This is a genomic window from Vibrio sp. 2033, assembly GCF_033339735.1.
Genome location: NZ_JAWOVC010000025.1, coordinates 1 through 17,093, shown reverse-complemented (window position 1 = coordinate 17,093; position 17,093 = coordinate 1). Strand labels below are relative to the sequence as shown.

Sequence of the window (17,093 nt, the reverse complement as noted above, 5' to 3'; positions counted from 1 at the left end):
AGCCTGAATTAGGCCTACTAGAATAAGAGCACTTTTTATATGCTGCAAGCTCTCTTGTGTTTCGGTAAGAAATAGTATCCTTTTTCGAAAACGATTTCTTGATTTTAATCGTGCCATGATTGAGATTTTGTAAGCAAAACTGTGCACATGATCACGGTATGAAAAGTAAACATCTTCGCAGGCAGGTTTTTAGCCAATTTTCCCTGTTTCGATGAGCTGTTGTAGGATAGGCCGAACTATGAGCTCCATTGCAAAGCTCATCTTACCGCCGGGTACGACAATCGTGTTGTGGCGTGACATGAATGAGCCATCAATCATGGCCAGCAGATATGGGAAGTCGACATTCTTGATACCGCGTAGGCGAATCACCACAAAACTCTCATCCAAACTAGGGATGCCTTTTGCATTAAGTGGGTTGGAAGTATCAACGGTCGGTACGCGCTGGAAGTTGATGTGAGTACGAGAAAACTGCGGAGTGATATAGTTGAGGTAATCGTCCATGGATCGCACGATTGAGTCCATCACCGCTTCACGCGAATGGCCGCGATCGCGAGTGTCACGTACGAATTTTTGGATCCACTCTAAGTTCACAATCGGCACCATGCCAATTAAGAAATCCACATGTTGAGCAACATTAACATCGCCATCGACCACGCCACCATGTAACCCTTCATAAAACAGCACGTCGCTGTTTTCGGGTAAGTCTTGCCACGGTGTAAACGTGCCTGGCATTTGATTGTAGGGAACCGCTTCGTCAAACGTGTGCAGATAACGGCGCACGCTGCCAGTACCGTCATGCCCGAACTTACGGAAAAACTCTTCTAATCCCGGGAAGTCATTAGCTTGTGGGCCAAAGTAGCTAATGTGTCGACCTTGCTCGCGGGCTTTGCGAATTTCGATGTCCATTTCTGGGCGAGTAAAGCGATGGAAGCTATCGCCTTCAACCCATGCGGGTTTAACGTTCATCATATTGAACATTTTACGGAAGGCTTCAGATGTAGTGGTCGTGCCGGCACCGGACGAACCAGTAACCGCAATAATTGGGTGTTTAGCTGACATGACAAACCTTGTCGAAAATTACTTACCTGTAATGTGCAGTAGAGTTACTACTGCACGGTCGATATCCCACTATAGCACGTAACAATACCTTGTCATCGAGTGGGATACGGTAAAATGTGAAGGGTCTAAAATTTTGTTTTATGCTGAATATCGACGGTTTCGTGTAGCTCAGAGAACACGATAACCGCTTCACCTTTTTCCAATTGAGCTTTAACTTGATCAATTTTGTCTTGCAAAGAAACCTCGACGGTTCCGTAATCCGTTCCTTCGCGTAAGACGAATTCACGAATTAAGTTTTCCAATGTTTCCGGCGCAATGTCTTGCCATGGAATGATCATAAATACCTCTAACTTTTATGATGAGCGGCTAGTTTACTGCGTTCGTTGCTTGGATACAGCAGAAAGGTAATCTGCGGCGATACTTTCGTAATACGCGGGCAGCGCTTCCTCCAACCAAAACTTAGGTTTTAACGCCGTTCCTGTTAGGAAGCCAACATGGCCACCGTGTTCAAAGAGACGGTAATCAATGTTATCTGGCAGAACAAACTTCGGGATCACATCGTCGGTCATGAACGGATCGTCTTTGGCATGGATGATCAGTGTGGGTAGCGTGATTTGCTGTAGTTTACTTAAGCCAGAGCATTGGTCGTAATAATCTTGTGCGTCTTTGAAGCCATGCAATGGTGCCGTAATCAAATCATCGAATTCATACAATCGTGTGACACGTTTTATTGAGTTGTAGGACAGCGCAAGCTCGCCATGCAGTAGATGATGCTTTTGTAACGCGTTACGTTTCAGTGAAGAAAGCAGATAACGGCGATACACTTTTGAAAAGCCTTGTTCTATACGGTTTGCACACGCCGCTAGGTCTAAAGGCGCAGAGATAATAGTCGCTGCATTCAAAATAGGGTGGTCTTTATATTGGGCTAAATAATTCGCCAACATGTTACCGCCAAGAGAAATACCAACTGCAACTTTGGGATTATCAGGAAAACGTTGTTCAAGGTGCTCTAGGAAGTAACGAGCATCCGTCACTTCACCCGAGTGGTAAGCTCGTGCTTTTTTGTTTGGTTTACCGCTGCAGCCACGAAAATGCATCATCACCGACAGCCATCCAGATTGAGCAAATGCATTCATTAACCCATTGGCATAAGGGCTATAGAAGCACCCCTCTAATCCATGAAATAAAACAAAAATCGGCTTTTTTTGTGCAGGCTCTTGGGTTGGGTCCTCGCTCCACGCGAGATCGAGAAAGTCGCCATCGGATGTATCGAGGGTTTGCCAAATCGGCGTAAATAACGCTTTTTTGCGAATAAAACGCGGCAAAAGCGTTTGGAGATGCGGGTTTTTGATCCCGGCGGCTGCGAAAAATTGTGTCATACCTAACTGCTCTTATGCGGTCCTTCGGTGTCCGTTGAAGAACTTATTAATATAATCCTTTATAAAGATTATAGGTATTCTACAGATTTATGGGCGTTTTGGTGGTTGAATGTTTGGCACCGGAATAGCAAAGGCTTGCTGCAAATGCTCCCCACCGAGTTGACGACAGTATCTCAACGTCAGTGGGTCACCATCATTTTTGAGTAGTGCAAGTGAGTTAATGCAGTCCACCAAATCCGCTTGTTGCTGCTTTTCTAGTTGCAGCTCAAACTGCAAGGTCTCACGATACAAAGCGTCATTGACTTGAGACTTAAGGTGGCGACGAAGGTCGCGAAAGGAGTGAAGTAAAGTTTCGCTCCTACCTAGACAGTCTTGCACCAAGGGCCAGTCTTTTTCTTGGAAAATGAGTTGCTGCTCATCGAGCCATCTGAGCAGCAGGAGTAGGTTCACGTTACCGTGGTAGTTGTTCTGTAATGATAAACACGCCTCTTTCACTTCTCGCACACCATAAAATTGCAGACTAAACTGCCAAAGGTGTTCTAGGGTGAGTGTGTATTCAGCGTGTTGATTACTCATTGATTAAACTCTAGCTCCATCTGCTCCAACGTTTCTTGAGCAGACATCCATTCCATTTCAATTTCTTCGAGCTCAGCTTTACTGGAAGCTTGAAGTGCCAGCACTTGGTTAAGTTTAGCTTTATTTTCGGCCGCATACAGTGAGTTGTCCGCCAATTGTTCTTCAGCTTCGGCCAGTGCAGCACCTAACTTATCCATTTTATTTTCTAGTTGTGTCAGCGTTTTGCGAATTGGCGCTGTCTGTTTTCGAAACTCTGCATCGCGACGTTTTTGCTCTTTCTTCGCAGCTGCGCTGTTGGCCGTATCTTTGCTTGGCTGCGCAGCCTGCGCTTCTTTGCGTTCCGCTCTTTGTTGTTCGGTTAACCATTTATAATAGTCATTTAAATCACCGTCGAACGGAGCAACTTGTCGATCATGCACTAAATACAAGTCATCGGTCGTAGCGCGCAGTAAATAGCGGTCGTGCGAAACAATCACCATCGCACCTTCGAATGTTTGCAGTGCCATCGTAAGTGCTTGGCGCATGTCCAAGTCTAAGTGGTTGGTCGGTTCATCAAGTAGCAACAGGTTTGGCTTTTGCCACACAATTAAAGCCAATACCAAACGGGCTTTTTCGCCACCAGAAAACGGCGCAACTTTTTCTAGTGCTTTGTCACCTTGGAAGCCAAAGCTACCTAGGTAATCACGTAGCTGCTGTTCGGTTTGATCGGGTGCGATTTGCATCATGTGTTGCAGCGGCGTTTCTTCAGGGTGAAGCGTTTCTAACTGGTGCTGAGCGAAGTAACCAATTTTCACGCCTTGTGAGTAAGTTAGGTCACCACCTTGCGCGTTAAGTTCACCAGAGAGCAGCTTGATTAATGTCGATTTACCCGCACCATTACGGCCGAGTAGACCAATACGACTGCCAGGAACCAAGTTCAAGCGGATCTTCTCTAAGATGAGGTTGTCACCGTAACCTGCAGATACTTCATCCATCATCATGATTGGGTTTGGCAGCGCAGCTGGCTCACGGAATTGGAAGCTAAATGGGTTATCGAATTGAGCTGGTAACACTTTCTCCATGCGCTCCAAAGCTTTAATACGGCTTTGAGCCTGGCGTGCTTTAGAGGCTTTGTAACGGAAGCGGTCGATGTAGCTTTGCATGTGAGACATCTGCTTCTGTTGCTTTTCAAACATCGCTTGTTGTAACACCATCTTTTGTGCGCGTTGGTTTTCGAATGACGAGTAGTTACCCGTGTATTCGTTCAGCTGCTGATTCTCGATGTGAATGATGCGACCAACGATCGGATCCAAGAAGTCACGGTCGTGCGAGATCAGAATCAGCGTGCCAGGGTAGTTTTGTAGCCAACGCTCTAACCACATTACCGCGTCCAAATCCAAGTGGTTGGTTGGTTCGTCGAGTAGCAGTAGATCAGAACGACACAATAGCGCTTGAGCCAAGTTAAGACGCATACGCCAACCACCCGAGAATTGGGTCAAACTCCAACTCATTTGCTCTTGGCTGAACCCTAAACCATCGAGCAGTTCTGCCGCGCGAGCGCGAATGCTGTAACCACCAATGGTTTCAATTTTACCGTGTATCTCGGCAACTAGGGTTCCGTTGTCTTGTGTTTCTGCTTCAGCTAACTGCTTTTCGAGAGCGCGGTATTCGCGATCACCATCAATGACGTATTCCAGTGCAGTGCGCTCTAGCGCAGGCGTTTCCTGTGCGACCCAGGCCAACTCCCAGTGTTGAGGTTGGCTAAATGAGCCAGCATCAATTGACAGTTCATCTTTCAGTAGGGCAAACAGCGTTGATTTACCGCAGCCGTTTTTGCCCACAAGACCGACTTTATCGCCAGGGTGAATAGTCGCAGAAGCTTGGTCTAAAAGAGGTTTACCGCCACGCAGTAACTGAATATCAGAGAAGGTAATCATAAAGTTTTCATTCACTTTGCGCAGTGCGCGTTGCTTGGTTACATAGCGAAGTGGTTTCAATCGTTTCTAAAGCCACTTGGGTATATATCTAGCGGTGAATAGTAGGGGTATTGACCGGAAAAGTCGATTGATTCGCTTTAATTGCATTATGCTGTACAAAAAAGTATAACAATTTGATAACGGATAAAAATAACCACAAGGACGACCATTTGGCTGTTGCACCGTCTATTCTCCCAAAAGTTCTGGTCATTTATGCTCATCCAGAGCCACATAACTCGATTGCCAATCAAGTGATGATAAAAAAAGCTCAGTCGCTTGATCACGTCACTGTGCACGATCTTTACGGTGTTTACCCTGATTTCTTTATTGATGTGAATTACGAACATGAGTTGTTGCTCGCTCACGATGTGATCGTATTTCACCACCCACTTTATATGTATTCATGTCCAGCCCTATTAAAAGAGTGGCTAGACCGAGTGTTAGGTAAAGGCTTTGCATTTGGCGGAGGTGCGGCGCTAGAAGGAAAATACTGGCGCAGTGTCATTACAACAGGTGGTAAAGAAGAAGCCTTCAGCGCGAAGGGGTACAACAAATACCCACTTGAGCAAATCTTGCAACCGTTTGAACTGACGGCAGCCCTATGCCAAATGCACTGGATTGAACCACTGGTGTTGTATTGGTCAAGAAATGTTTCAGATATTGAACGCTACGAACATGCCGAGTTATACCGTGGATGGCTGAGTAACCCACTTGAAAACTGGCAAGCGGCAGATCGAGGAGGTCAGTATGGCGATCACCAGTGAGTTTCTTCAAAGCAGTGTGGTCTTTCTTTCGGCTGCGGTTATTGCGGTGCCGATTGCTCAGCGCCTTGGGCTTGGCTCGGTTTTAGGTTATCTACTCGCTGGTGTGTTGATTGGCCCATGGGGGCTCGGCTTAATTAGCGACGTTGATGCCATTTTGCATTTTGCCGAGCTTGGGGTTGTGTTGTTACTGTTTTTGATAGGGCTGGAATTAAACCCTAAAAAATTGTGGCAGATGCGAGGGCCGATTTTAGGTTTAGGCGGTGCGCAGGTTGTGGTCACGACCGCCGTGATTGGTAGTGTCGTCAGTATGTTTGGCGTAAGCATGCAAGTGAGTTTGGTGATCGGGATGGGGTTAGCGCTGTCCTCGACGGCGATTGCGCTTAAAGTCATTGAAGAGCAAGGGCTTAATGGTACCGAAACGGGGCAATCTGGTTTTGCGGTGCTGCTCTTTCAAGATATTGCAGTGATCCCGATGCTGGCGATGTTGCCCTTGCTAGCAGGCGGGCATAGTGGTGGAAGTTGGTTGGATGTCTTCACTATTTTAGGCAGTGTGGTAGCACTGTTGATTGGAGGTCACTTTTTACTACGTCCGCTATTTCGTTTTGTCGTGATGAGTGGTGTTCGTGAGCTCTTTACCGTTGCTGCACTTTTAGTCGTGCTTGGCATTTCGGTCGTGATGCAAAAGCTCGGCCTTTCGATGGCATTGGGGACTTTTTTAGCAGGCGTTTTGCTGGCAGAGAGTGAGTATCGCCATGAGTTGGAAATCGCTATCGAGCCATTTAAAGGTCTGTTGTTGGGGTTATTCTTTATTGCGGTGGGCATGGCGGTAAACTTGGGGTTATTGGCATTACATCCTTTAGAGATTCTCGGTGCGGTGGTGGCTTTGGTCGTGGTTAAGGGTTTGGTTTTGTATGCATTGGCGAGAGCTGCCCGTGTCGGAGCCAAAGCGAGAAGCCGTATGGCTGCAATTTTGAGCCAAGGCGGTGAGTTTGCCTTTGTCATATTTACCGCGGCGAGCCAAGAGGGCATTTTGTCCAAAGAGCAAGTGGCGTTTCTGTTGGTGGTGGTCAGTCTATCCATGGTGACGACTCCTCTTTTGCTGATGGGACAAAAGAAGTGGTTTGCTCATACCCTGAATCAAGAAGAAGAGGGCATGACCACGAAAGTCGTGGATCGCCGACCACGCGTTATCATTGCAGGCTTTGGACGTTTCGGTCAGATCGTCGGACGTTTAATGTATGCCAATAAAATCAAAGTGACAGTATTAGAAAGTGATGCCAGCCAAATCCACCTATTACGTAAGTATGGTTACAAAGTGTTTTATGGCGATGCTACACAAATTGACCTATTGAGGGCTGCTGGCGCTGATAAAGCGGAAGCATTGATTATTTGTACTGATTCACCTGATGAGGTGATGGCCATCGTGGACATTTGTCGCGTGCACTTCCCGAAACTTAAGTTGTTAGCCCGAGCAAGAAGCCGTGTCGAGGCTTACCAGTTAATGAGTCATGGTGTAGAGAATTACTCTCGTGAAACATTTTTAGGGGCGCTAGATCTCGGTCGCCAAGCGCTCGTAGAACTGGGTATGCATCCTTATCAAGCAAAGCGGGCAGAAGCACATTTTCGCAAGTTGGATAATGCTATGCTTAAGGACTTATTGCCTCAACACAATGAAGATAAGAAATTGGCTCAAAGAGCGAAAGAGGCCCGCAAAGAGCTAGAAGAAATATTTGGTCGTGAAATGGAGAGCGACCATCAGTCACCTAATCATTGGAAGTAGTACTTGAGCCAAGACTCAAGCTAAGGAAATAGCGTGAAAATCAAGAAACGTTTTATTGCCGGCGCTAGCTGCCCAAATTGCAGCCAGCAAGATACCCTGCGCTGGTGGATTGAAAATAACATCGAATTAGTTGAGTGTGTCGAGTGTGAGTTTACAGAGCAGCGTAAACCACAATCTGTAGAGAAAAATAAACACTCAGATCAGGAAATGATCGGAATTTTTAAGCCGGAATAATTGAACTTCGATAATTGATCCCCATAATACACCCAGATATCTCAGTACTTAACCCCATTCAGGTTAAGTCAATTAATCTCCCTGGAGTTAGTATGAAAATTGAAAAGAACGTTGTTGCAAGCCTTGCATACAAAGTAATGATGGAAGACGGTGTCGTTGTTGATCAATCAACAGCAGAAGCACCTCTAGATTACCTTCACGGTCACAACAACCTAATCACAGGTCTTGAAAAAGAACTTGAAGGTAAAGTGGCTGGCGACAAGTTCTCAGTAACGGTAGCTCCTGAAGAAGCTTACGGTGAGCACAACGATGCGCTAGTACAGCGCGTTCCTGCGGACGTGTTCCAAGGCGTTGAGCAAATCGAAGTAGGCATGCGCTTCCTAGCTGACACTGACCAAGGTCCAATCCCTGTTGAAGTAACAGAAGTTGACGGCAACGAAGTGGTTGTTGACGGTAACCATATGTTAGCTGGTCAAACACTAACTTTCGAAGTAGAAGTTATGTCTACACGTGAAGCAACAGCAGAAGAGATCGAACACGGTCACATCCACCAAGGTGGTGGCTGTTGTGGTGGTCACGATCATGACCACGATCACGAAGAAGAAGGCGGCTGCTGTGGCGGCGGTAGCTGTGGTTCTCACTAATCATAAGCTCCTTCACTAGATAATCTTATCTAGCAAAGCTTTGAAAAGCGCAAGTTGAGTTTTCAACTTGCGCTTTTTGTTTATCTAAGGTGTAGTGCCAACCATACAAGGAATAACAGTTGGACAAAGTGATGACGAAACCTTTCTCGATTGCCATTCATGGTGGTGCGGGCACCATCTTGCGTGAACAGATGAGCGATGAGCTGCAACAATCCATCTTGGCGGATTTAGAAGCTGCGGTAAAAGCGGGACATCAAATTCTAGACACGGGCGGTGAAGCCTTAGATGCCGTCGTAGCGGCAGTGAAAGTATTGGAAGACTCTCCTAACTTTAATGCGGGTAAAGGCTCAGTGCTGACCAACAACGAAATGGTTGAAATGGACGCTTCTGTGATGGATGGGCGAAACCTTGCAGCAGGCGCGGTCGCTGGGGTTCGTCATATCAGAAACCCAATTGAGCTCGCTCGTGACGTGATGCGAAACAGCAATCATGTGCTGTTGGTGGGTGAGGGCGCAGAGAAGTTTGCTTTTGAGCAAGGCCATGAGTATACCGAGCAAGATTACTTCTTCATTGATCGTCGTTATGAACAACTGATTTCTATGCGTGAGAAAGGCTTGTTTGCTCTTTCCGAGTCCCGTTACCCAGATGACCGTAAGCACGGTACGGTTGGTGCGGTAGCGTTAGATCAACAAGGCAACTTAGCCGCTGCCACCAGTACGGGTGGCGTGACGAATAAGAAATACAACCGAGTCGGAGATTCGGCTCTTATTGGTTGTGGTACGGTGGCCGAAAATGGCGTCGTGGCAGTTTCCACTACGGGTGTCGGCGAGTTCTTTATTCGTAAACGTGTTGCGGAAGACGTTGCAGCACGTATGCGTTACTTACAAGAAGATATTCATACGGCTTGTGAACACATTATCCAAGGTGATCTCAAACAGATGGGCGGAGAGGGCGGTTTGATTGCCATTGATGCTAAAGGTGAGATGCACTTTGCGATGAACAGTTCTGGCATGTACCGAGCAGGCATTAATACGCAAGGCGAGCTGAGCGTTAAAATCTACGCCGACGAATAGCTTCCTCTTGAGTACCTTCTTAAGTAATTAATACAACAAAGCCCAGAACATGTTCTGGGCTTTATGCTATTTGAGCCTGCATTTTAATAATGCGGTGGTGGGGTTTCTTCTGACGGATCGGCTAAATTCGACGAGTCCATATTTTTTACTTTACCTACCACATATTTCATCTGATCGAGCATCTTGGTAATTTGCAGTTGTTGCTGCGATAAAGCTCCGTTCAGATCTTCAATAGTCTGTTCTTGGAACGCAAGCTGACATTCTAAGTCATTAATGCGTGCTTCCAATTGCTGAATGATTTTTTCTGTCATGATCCGTTCTCTAACTGCCAAGCTTGGGCAATACCTGCTGAAGTAGCAGTAATTACGCGTTGTTTTGAATCAAAGGCTGCATCATACACGACCGCACGGGGAGGGCGAGTGTCTTTTTTGGGCTCCACTTCAAATCCACTCATTCGTTTTCCGGTTTGAGTATCCCATATCGACACACGGCCAGAAGGGCTTCCTGTGACTAGTTGAGTCCCGTCGTCAGAAAATCGTGCGGTAGAGAAAATTAATTGGCGTGACCAACTGCTCAACTGTGTGACTTCTTGTCCAGTTTTTAAATTCCAAACAATCGCTTGGTTTCCGCCATCAGATGTCATTGCTAATTTTCCATCTCTTTGCAGGGCCACGCGAACAATTCGTTGTTCATGTTCGAAGGTTCGTAGTACTTGTCCGGTTTCGGTATCCCACAGATACGCTTTATAGTCATTACCTCCGGTTAGGGCGAAGCGCCCATTAGGAGAAATGGCCACGGAATTGACTTTTTCACGATGCGCAAGGAACTCCATGCGACGCCCGGTGACTAAGTTGACATAAATTGCTTTACCGTTGGATAACCCAAGCAGAACTTGTTCACCATTACTGGTGATATCAACGTCGCGAATGAGCGCATCAGAAATAGACCAAAGGCCTTCGGATTGCGTCCAGCCTAGGTCCCAAACTGCGAAGTTCATTTGGCTTGCTGTAATTGCGTAGCGACCATTGTCAGATATGCGGATATGGGAAACCACATTGGCATCGGCATCGAGTTCACCCAGGTTGGCTAGTTGTTCATTTTGCTCTAGGTCCCACAACATCAAATGACGTTGTTGAGAATAGAGCAGAGCAAACCGTCCATCTCTGCTAAGTGCGAAGCTCGTCGCACCTTGAGGTTCTATCGGCCAACGCTGCACTTCACGCTCGGCGAAAAAGCAACCATTTAACGTGGTGATGACAATTAAATATAGGAATAAATGAAAAATTCTTTGCATCACATCTAATAATCCGGTTTGTGTCTTAAGACATATAGCTAGTATATTGGTATAACGATTGTCTTCACTAGTCTCATAGAAGATTTGTGCACAACAACCAATGGCAGAGCCATTATTGGGAGAATTTAATGAAATCAGTTTTAAAAGTGTCGCTACTTGCTGCAACAGTTATGCTAGCGGTAGGTTGTCAGAAAGAAGAAACTAAAACAGAAACCGCACCTCAAGCAGAACAAGTTCAAGCAGAAACCGGTAAAGCGGTTCACTTTAAAACCGACGACGACAAAGCGGCATACGCAATCGGTGTTTCATTTGCTAACTACCTAAGCACAAGCATCGACAAGCCAAGCGAAATCGGCATTAATCTTAACAAAGATTTGGTACTAAAAGGTATCGAAGACGTCTTCAAAGGCAATGCTGAATTGAATGAAGAAGAAACACGTGCAGCACTAGAATCTCTAGACAAGCGTGTTGCAGAAAAGATGCAAGCACAAGCGGCTGAGAAAGCAGCTGAAGCGAAAAAAGCTGGCGATGATTTCCGTGCTGAGTTTGAGAAGCAAGAAGGCGTAGTGAAGACAGATACAGGTCTTCTATACCAAGTAATGACACCAGCTGAAGGTGAGAAGCCAAAAGACACTGATACGGTTCAAGTACACTACAAAGGTACTCTGATCGACGGTACTCAGTTCGACAGCTCATACGATCGTGGTGAACCTGCAACGTTCCCACTTAACCGTGTAATCCCAGGTTGGACAGAGGGTGTTCAGCTAATGCCTGTGGGTTCTAAATTCAAATTCGTTATCCCGCCAGAGCTAGCATACGGTGACCAAGACACACCAAGCATTCCTGCTAACTCAACGCTAGTATTTGAAGTTGAGCTGCTAAAAGTTGAGAACGACAACGCAGAGCAATAACAATAAGCTGCGATAAGTTATTGAAAAAGGTCCGTTTAACGGGCCTTTTTTGTTCTAGGTCACTAGTTGGTGAGTTTGCTAGGTTGCTTTTCAAATTTTCTGATAAACTTACACCAATTTGTTGATTTTTCGCTCGAAGGCTTATGACAACTACAGAAACAATAAACGCGGAGATGTTGCTCGAAATGGAATCCGTTAACGTGATGCCGTTTACCGAGCACGACAAAATCATTTTAAGATCTTATGAGGCGGTCGTGGATGGTATCGCCAGCCTGATAGGTCCATTTTGTGAAATCGTTCTTCACTCTCTAGAAGACTTAAATACCTCTGCAATTAAAATCGCTAACGGTGAAAACACGGGGCGCCAAGTCGGCTCACCAATCACTGATTTAGCGCTTAAGATGCTAAAAGACATCGAAGGCTCGGAGCGCAACTTCTCACGTTCGTACTTTACCCGTGCAAAAGGTGGCGTGTTGATGAAGTCGATTACTGTCGCTATTCGTAATGGCGAAAATCGCGTGATTGGTTTGTTGTGTATCAACGTCAACTTGGATGCGCCTTTCTCGCAAGTCCTTCAGTCTTTCATGCCGACGCAAGAAGCGAAAGAAGCGGCTTCCTCGGTCAACTTTGCTAGTGACGTAGAAGAGCTGGTGGACCAAACTGTTGAACGCACCATCGAAGAGATCAATGCGGATAAATCCGTGTCTAACAACACCAAAAATCGCCAGATCGTGATGGAGTTGTACGACAAAGGTATCTTCGATATTAAAGATGCCATCAACCGTGTCGCGGATCGCCTTAATATTTCAAAACACACCGTTTACTTGTACATTCGTCAACGTAAAACCGAGGATGATGAAAGGTGAGTAAACTGACTTACACGTTAGTGGTGAATGGTCCCGTTTATGGCAGTCAGTCAGCGCGCAGTGCTTATCAGTTCGCCAAAGCGGTGATAGAGCAAGGCCATCAGCTAGTGAGCATCTTCTTTTATCAAGATGGTGTGACTAATGGTACTGCTTTGAGTGTGCCAGCCAACGATGAATTTGATCTCAATAAGGCGTGGCAGTCTTTGGCTAAAGAGCATGGTGTTCGCCTAGAAACTTGTGTCGCGGCCGCTTTGCGTCGCGGGATTGTAAGTGAAGAAGAAGCGAATCAACATGGTTTGGTTCAGAACAATCTAGCCGATGGTTTTGAACAAGCAGGCTTAGGTAGCCTAGCTGAAGCGATGTTAACCCAAGACAGAGTGGTACAGTTTTGAGTCAGTTAACTTATCTATTTCGTAGTGCGCCACATGGCTGTGCAGCTGGTCGTGAAGGTGTGGATGCACTGTTAGCCGCGTCGGCTTACTGTGAAGATATCAGCGTCATTTTCATGGGTGACGGGGTATACCAGCTTCTACTCGGGCAAGACCCCGACAATATTTTGAGTAAAGATTACGCGCCGATGTTAAAGCTTTTCGATTTATACGACATCGAACAAGTCTTTGTGTGTTCAGAGTCGTTAACCCAGCGAGGTTTGGCGCAAGCGGATTTAGTCATTGAAGCCCAAGCGTTAAGCTCAGAACAGCTCAAAGATAAGTTACAACACGCTGGCAAGCTACTGTCTTTTTGAGGAAGTTATGTTACACATCATAAAAACAGTCTCTGCTCTAGAAGACGCCATGCCCTTATGCAGTGAACAGGATGACATCTTACTTATAGAAGATGCAGTGTACGCTGCTAACTCGCAACATAAAGCATTTTCCCATCTAAAAAACCGCAGCGTATTTGTGTTAGAGAGCGATGCGCAAGCTCGCGGTATTGCAAATCGTATCAGTCCATCGCTGACGATTGTGAATTACTCAGGCTTCGTTGAACTAACAGCAAAACAGGATAAATCCCTAACTTGGGATTGAACAAGATTTGCTGTCGACAAAGCTTTACGGATGAATTGTTCTAATTGAACAAAAAAGATCCGTATATTTCTTGACACACCTCTCACTGCTGCATAGAATTTTGCGTCCCTAACTGCATTGGCAGTTGGGGATAGATTTTTCACAAAGCTTACTTTCAAGTAAATCAGGAGCTAGTTAATGGCAACTATTAACCAGTTGGTACGTAAGCCACGTGCAAAGCAAGTTGTTAAAAGCAACGTGCCTGCACTAGAAGCGTGCCCACAAAAACGTGGTGTATGTACTCGTGTTTACACTACTACACCTAAAAAACCTAACTCAGCACTTCGTAAAGTTTGTCGTGTACGTCTGACAAACGGCTTCGAAGTTACATCGTACATCGGCGGTGAAGGTCACAACCTTCAAGAGCACTCAGTTGTTCTAATCCGTGGTGGTCGTGTTAAAGACCTTCCAGGTGTGCGTTACCACACTGTTCGCGGCGCACTAGACTGTGCTGGCGTAAATGACCGTAAACAAGGTCGTTCTAAGTACGGTGTGAAGCGTCCTAAGTCTTAATGGATTCCGTTAAGTAAGGCCAAACACTAAATTATTTTTAATTTTTTGAAAAAACTGAAAAGTTTTGGATAAAACCTGAAGAAGACAACGGAGATAAATCCATGCCACGTCGTCGCGTCATTGGTCAGCGTAAGATCCTTCCAGATCCAAAATTCAAATCTGAATTGCTGGCAAAATTCGTTAACATCCTAATGGTTGACGGTAAAAAATCTACTGCAGAGAAAATCGTTTACACTGCACTAGATGCTATGGCTGAAAAGTCTGGTAAAGACCACTTAGCTATTTTTGAAGAAGCTCTTGAAAACGTTCGCCCAGCGGTAGAGGTTAAATCTCGCCGTGTTGGTGGTTCAACTTACCAAGTACCTGTAGAAGTACGTCCGGTTCGCCGTAACGCACTTGCTATGCGTTGGTTGGTTGAAGCTGCGCGCAAGCGTGGTGAAAAATCTATGGCTCAACGCCTAGCTGCTGAAATGCTAGACGCGTCTGAGAACAAAGGTACTGCGGTTAAGAAACGTGAAGACGTTCACCGCATGGCTGACGCAAACAAAGCGTTCGCTCATTACCGTTGGTAATACCTTCTGTGCTGCGAGGTTCTCTCGCAGCACTTTTCTATACTCTAAGGTACACCTTAGTAAGAGGATACAATCGTGGCTCGTAAAACTCCTATTGAGCTATACCGTAATATCGGTATCTGTGCTCACGTAGATGCAGGAAAAACAACCACAACTGAGCGTATTCTGTTCTACACTGGCCTTTCTCACAAAATCGGCGAAGTTCACGATGGTGCAGCAACCATGGACTGGATGGAGCAGGAGCAGGAGCGTGGTATCACTATCACATCCGCTGCGACTACTACATTCTGGCGTGGTATGGAAGCACAGTTCCCTGAGCATCGCGTAAACATCATTGATACCCCTGGACACGTTGACTTTACTATCGAAGTAGAGCGTTCTCTTCGTGTACTTGATGGTGCTGTGGTTGTGTTCTGTGGCTCATCTGGTGTTGAACCTCAGTCTGAAACTGTATGGCGTCAAGCAGACAAATACCACGTTCCACGTTTGGTATTTGTAAACAAGATGGACCGTGCGGGCGCAGACTTCCTACGCGTTGTGAACCAAATTAAGAATCGTCTTGGTGCGACTCCTGTTCCAATCCAGCTGAACGTTGGTGCGGAAGATGAGTTCAGAGGTGTCATCGACCTTATCAAGATGAAAATGATCAACTGGAATGATGCCGATCAAGGCACTTCGTTTACTTACGAAGACATCCCAGCTGACATGATTGAACTTGCTGAAGAGTGGCGCAACCACATGGTTGAATCCGCTGCTGAAGCTAGCGAAGAGCTGATGGACAAGTACCTTGAAGAAGGTGAATTGACTGAAGCTGAGCTCAAACAAGCTCTACGTACTCGCACACTAAATAACGAAATCGTACTGGCTACTTGTGGTAGTGCGTTCAAGAACAAAGGTGTTCAAGCGGTACTGGATGCAGTAGTTGAGTTCTTGCCATCGCCTGTTGACGTACCTGCAATTAAAGGTGTCGACGAAAGAGAAAATGAAGTTGAGCGTCATGCTGACGACAACGAACCTTTCTCAGCGCTAGCGTTTAAGATTGCGACTGACCCATTCGTGGGCACGCTAACTTTCATGCGTGTTTACTCCGGTGTTGTAAACTCGGGTGACGCTGTTTACAACTCAGTAAAAGAGAAGAAAGAGCGTTTCGGTCGTATCGTTCAGATGCATGCGAATAAGCGTGAAGAAGTGAAAGAAGTTCGCGCTGGTGATATTGCAGCTGCTATCGGTCTGAAAGACGTAACAACAGGTGACACACTGTGTGATCAGAACCACAAAGTGATTCTAGAGCGCATGGAGTTCCCTGAACCAGTTATTCAGATTGCTGTAGAGCCTCGTTCTAAGGCAGACCAAGAGAAAATGGCTATCGCGCTAGGTAAACTAGCAGCGGAAGATCCATCATTCCGCGTGGAAACGGACGACGAATCAGGTCAGACTCTGATCTCAGGTATGGGTGAACTTCACCTAGACATTATCGTTGATCGTATGAAGCGTGAATTCAGCGTTGATTGTAACGTTGGTAAACCTCAGGTTGCTTACCGTGAAACCATTCGTGGTAAAGCGGAAGTTGAAGGTAAGTTTGTTCGTCAATCAGGTGGTCGTGGTCAATACGGTCATGTTTGGGTCAAACTTGAGCCTTCTGAGCCTGGTGAAGGTTTCGTATTCGTAGACGAAATCGTGGGCGGTGTGATTCCTAAGGAATACATCAGTTCGGTATCGAAAGGTATCGAAGAGCAAATGAATAGTGGTGTTCTAGCGGGTTACCCTGTACTAGATATTAAAGCTACACTATTTGATGGTTCTTACCACGATGTAGACTCAAGCGAGATGGCGTTTAAGATCGCTGGCTCGATGGCATTCAAGAAAGGTGCACTAGAAGCACAACCTGTGATTCTAGAACCTATGATGAATGTCGAAGTAACCACTCCGGAAGACTGGATGGGTGACGTTGTTGGTGACCTAAACCGTCGTCGCGGTATCATTGAAGGCATGGACGAAGGTGTGGCTGGTCTTAAGATCATCCGTGCTCAAGTACCACTATCCGAAATGTTCGGTTACGCAACTGATCTACGTTCTGCAACTCAAGGCCGTGCGTCTTACTCTATGGAGTTTCACGAGTACGCTGAAGTGCCGAAAAACTTCGCAGATAAAATTATTGCAGAGCGTGGTTACTAATTGACGATTGAACTGCAAAAAGTTTACGACTTTTTGCGAGATCAGGGCGTCCAAATATTGCGCTAACGGGCGTTGGCGCATAAAATAACAATTTCTGGCGCGTCGTCGATCAATAATGATCACGACGAATCATAACTAGGAAGGAACACGATCGTGTCTAAAGAAAAATTTGAACGTACGAAACCGCACGTTAACGTTGGTACTATCGGCCACGTTGACCACGGTAAAACA

At 46.0% G+C, this 17,093-nt stretch carries 20 protein-coding genes; 13 read left to right on the top strand and 7 right to left on the bottom strand.

What is annotated here, in order from left to right:
• Window positions 1-189 precede the first annotated feature (189 nt).
• The 5 genes from R7P74_RS21760 to R7P74_RS21740 all read right to left on the bottom strand — a co-directional run bounded on the left by R7P74_RS21760 (window position 190) and on the right by R7P74_RS21740 (window position 4,930).
• Window positions 190-1,059, bottom strand: coding sequence for a phosphoribulokinase (locus R7P74_RS21760; protein WP_005381434.1), 870 nt, complete (start codon window positions 1,057-1,059; stop codon window positions 190-192).
• Between the two features lie 125 nt (window positions 1,060-1,184).
• Window positions 1,185-1,397 (bottom strand): YheU family protein, encoded by a 213-nt coding sequence (locus tag R7P74_RS21755; protein ID WP_005382815.1) that lies wholly within the window; start codon window positions 1,395-1,397, stop codon window positions 1,185-1,187.
• Between the two features lie 33 nt (window positions 1,398-1,430).
• On the bottom strand, window positions 1,431-2,438 hold the full coding sequence (locus R7P74_RS21750) for a hydrolase (RefSeq protein ID WP_033907159.1): 1,008 nt from the start codon (window positions 2,436-2,438) through the stop codon (window positions 1,431-1,433).
• A gap of 87 nt (window positions 2,439-2,525) precedes the next feature.
• Complete coding sequence (locus R7P74_RS21745) at window positions 2,526-3,014, bottom strand: TIGR02444 family protein (RefSeq protein WP_033907158.1); 489 nt, start codon at window positions 3,012-3,014, stop codon at window positions 2,526-2,528.
• On the bottom strand, window positions 3,011-4,930 hold the full coding sequence (locus R7P74_RS21740; RefSeq protein WP_042523641.1) for an ABC transporter ATP-binding protein: 1,920 nt from the start codon (window positions 4,928-4,930) through the stop codon (window positions 3,011-3,013). The genes R7P74_RS21745 and R7P74_RS21740 overlap by 4 nt, the downstream gene beginning before the upstream one ends.
• A 209-nt stretch (window positions 4,931-5,139) precedes the next feature.
• Between R7P74_RS21740 and kefG the strand changes: the two genes are divergently transcribed.
• From kefG to R7P74_RS21715, 5 genes are all read left to right on the top strand, one after another.
• Window positions 5,140-5,733, top strand: a complete 594-nt coding sequence (kefG, locus tag R7P74_RS21735; protein WP_005381444.1) for a glutathione-regulated potassium-efflux system ancillary protein KefG — start codon at window positions 5,140-5,142, stop codon at window positions 5,731-5,733.
• Window positions 5,717-7,513 carry a glutathione-regulated potassium-efflux system protein KefB gene (gene kefB, locus R7P74_RS21730; protein WP_017633740.1) on the top strand — a complete coding sequence of 599 codons (1,797 nt, stop codon included), beginning with the start codon at window positions 5,717-5,719 and terminating at the stop codon, window positions 7,511-7,513. Before kefG ends, kefB begins: the two co-directional genes overlap by 17 nt.
• 33 nt (window positions 7,514-7,546) lie before the next feature.
• Window positions 7,547-7,747, top strand: coding sequence for a YheV family putative zinc ribbon protein (locus tag R7P74_RS21725; protein ID WP_005381449.1), 201 nt, complete (start codon window positions 7,547-7,549; stop codon window positions 7,745-7,747).
• A 92-nt stretch (window positions 7,748-7,839) separates the two neighbouring features.
• Window positions 7,840-8,391: a peptidylprolyl isomerase gene (gene slyD / locus R7P74_RS21720; protein ID WP_005381451.1), complete on the top strand. Its 552-nt coding sequence runs from the start codon at window positions 7,840-7,842 to the stop codon at window positions 8,389-8,391.
• A 131-nt stretch (window positions 8,392-8,522) separates the two neighbouring features.
• Window positions 8,523-9,464, top strand: a complete 942-nt coding sequence (locus R7P74_RS21715) for an isoaspartyl peptidase/L-asparaginase family protein (protein WP_318123180.1) — start codon at window positions 8,523-8,525, stop codon at window positions 9,462-9,464.
• An 83-nt stretch (window positions 9,465-9,547) separates the two neighbouring features.
• Here the strand turns inward: R7P74_RS21715 and R7P74_RS21710 are convergent, their stop codons facing one another.
• Window positions 9,548-9,775: a SlyX family protein gene (locus R7P74_RS21710; RefSeq protein ID WP_005381455.1), complete on the bottom strand. Its 228-nt coding sequence runs from the start codon at window positions 9,773-9,775 to the stop codon at window positions 9,548-9,550.
• Complete coding sequence (locus tag R7P74_RS21705; protein WP_017633742.1) at window positions 9,772-10,758, bottom strand: WD40 repeat domain-containing protein; 987 nt, start codon at window positions 10,756-10,758, stop codon at window positions 9,772-9,774. Before R7P74_RS21705 ends, R7P74_RS21710 begins: the two co-directional genes overlap by 4 nt.
• A 128-nt stretch (window positions 10,759-10,886) precedes the next feature.
• Between R7P74_RS21705 and fkpA the strand changes: the two genes are divergently transcribed.
• The 8 genes from fkpA to fusA all read left to right on the top strand — a co-directional run bounded on the left by fkpA (window position 10,887) and on the right by fusA (window position 16,862).
• Complete coding sequence (fkpA, locus tag R7P74_RS21700; RefSeq protein ID WP_017821751.1) at window positions 10,887-11,669, top strand: FKBP-type peptidyl-prolyl cis-trans isomerase; 783 nt, start codon at window positions 10,887-10,889, stop codon at window positions 11,667-11,669.
• A 143-nt stretch (window positions 11,670-11,812) separates the two neighbouring features.
• Window positions 11,813-12,535, top strand: a complete 723-nt coding sequence (locus R7P74_RS21695; RefSeq protein WP_005382804.1) for a helix-turn-helix transcriptional regulator — start codon at window positions 11,813-11,815, stop codon at window positions 12,533-12,535.
• Window positions 12,532-12,927, top strand: coding sequence for a sulfurtransferase complex subunit TusD (gene tusD, locus R7P74_RS21690; RefSeq protein ID WP_225474193.1), 396 nt, complete (start codon window positions 12,532-12,534; stop codon window positions 12,925-12,927). The genes R7P74_RS21695 and tusD overlap by 4 nt, the downstream gene beginning before the upstream one ends.
• Window positions 12,924-13,280, top strand: coding sequence for a sulfurtransferase complex subunit TusC (tusC, locus tag R7P74_RS21685; protein WP_225474194.1), 357 nt, complete (start codon window positions 12,924-12,926; stop codon window positions 13,278-13,280). Before tusD ends, tusC begins: the two co-directional genes overlap by 4 nt.
• Before the next feature lie 7 nt (window positions 13,281-13,287).
• Window positions 13,288-13,563, top strand: coding sequence for a sulfurtransferase complex subunit TusB (gene tusB, locus R7P74_RS21680; RefSeq protein WP_005382799.1), 276 nt, complete (start codon window positions 13,288-13,290; stop codon window positions 13,561-13,563).
• Between the two features lie 177 nt (window positions 13,564-13,740).
• The gene (gene rpsL / locus R7P74_RS21675; protein ID WP_004399892.1) at window positions 13,741-14,115 is read left to right on the top strand and encodes a 30S ribosomal protein S12; all 375 of its coding nucleotides are present in this window, start codon (window positions 13,741-13,743) and stop codon (window positions 14,113-14,115) included.
• 101 nt (window positions 14,116-14,216) lie between these two features.
• Entirely contained in the window at window positions 14,217-14,687 is a 471-nt protein-coding gene (gene rpsG, locus R7P74_RS21670; protein WP_005382796.1) for a 30S ribosomal protein S7, read from the top strand.
• 75 nt (window positions 14,688-14,762) lie between these two features.
• Window positions 14,763-16,862, top strand: coding sequence for an elongation factor G (fusA, locus tag R7P74_RS21665; protein WP_005382794.1), 2,100 nt, complete (start codon window positions 14,763-14,765; stop codon window positions 16,860-16,862).
• Window positions 16,863-17,093 lie beyond the last annotated feature (231 nt).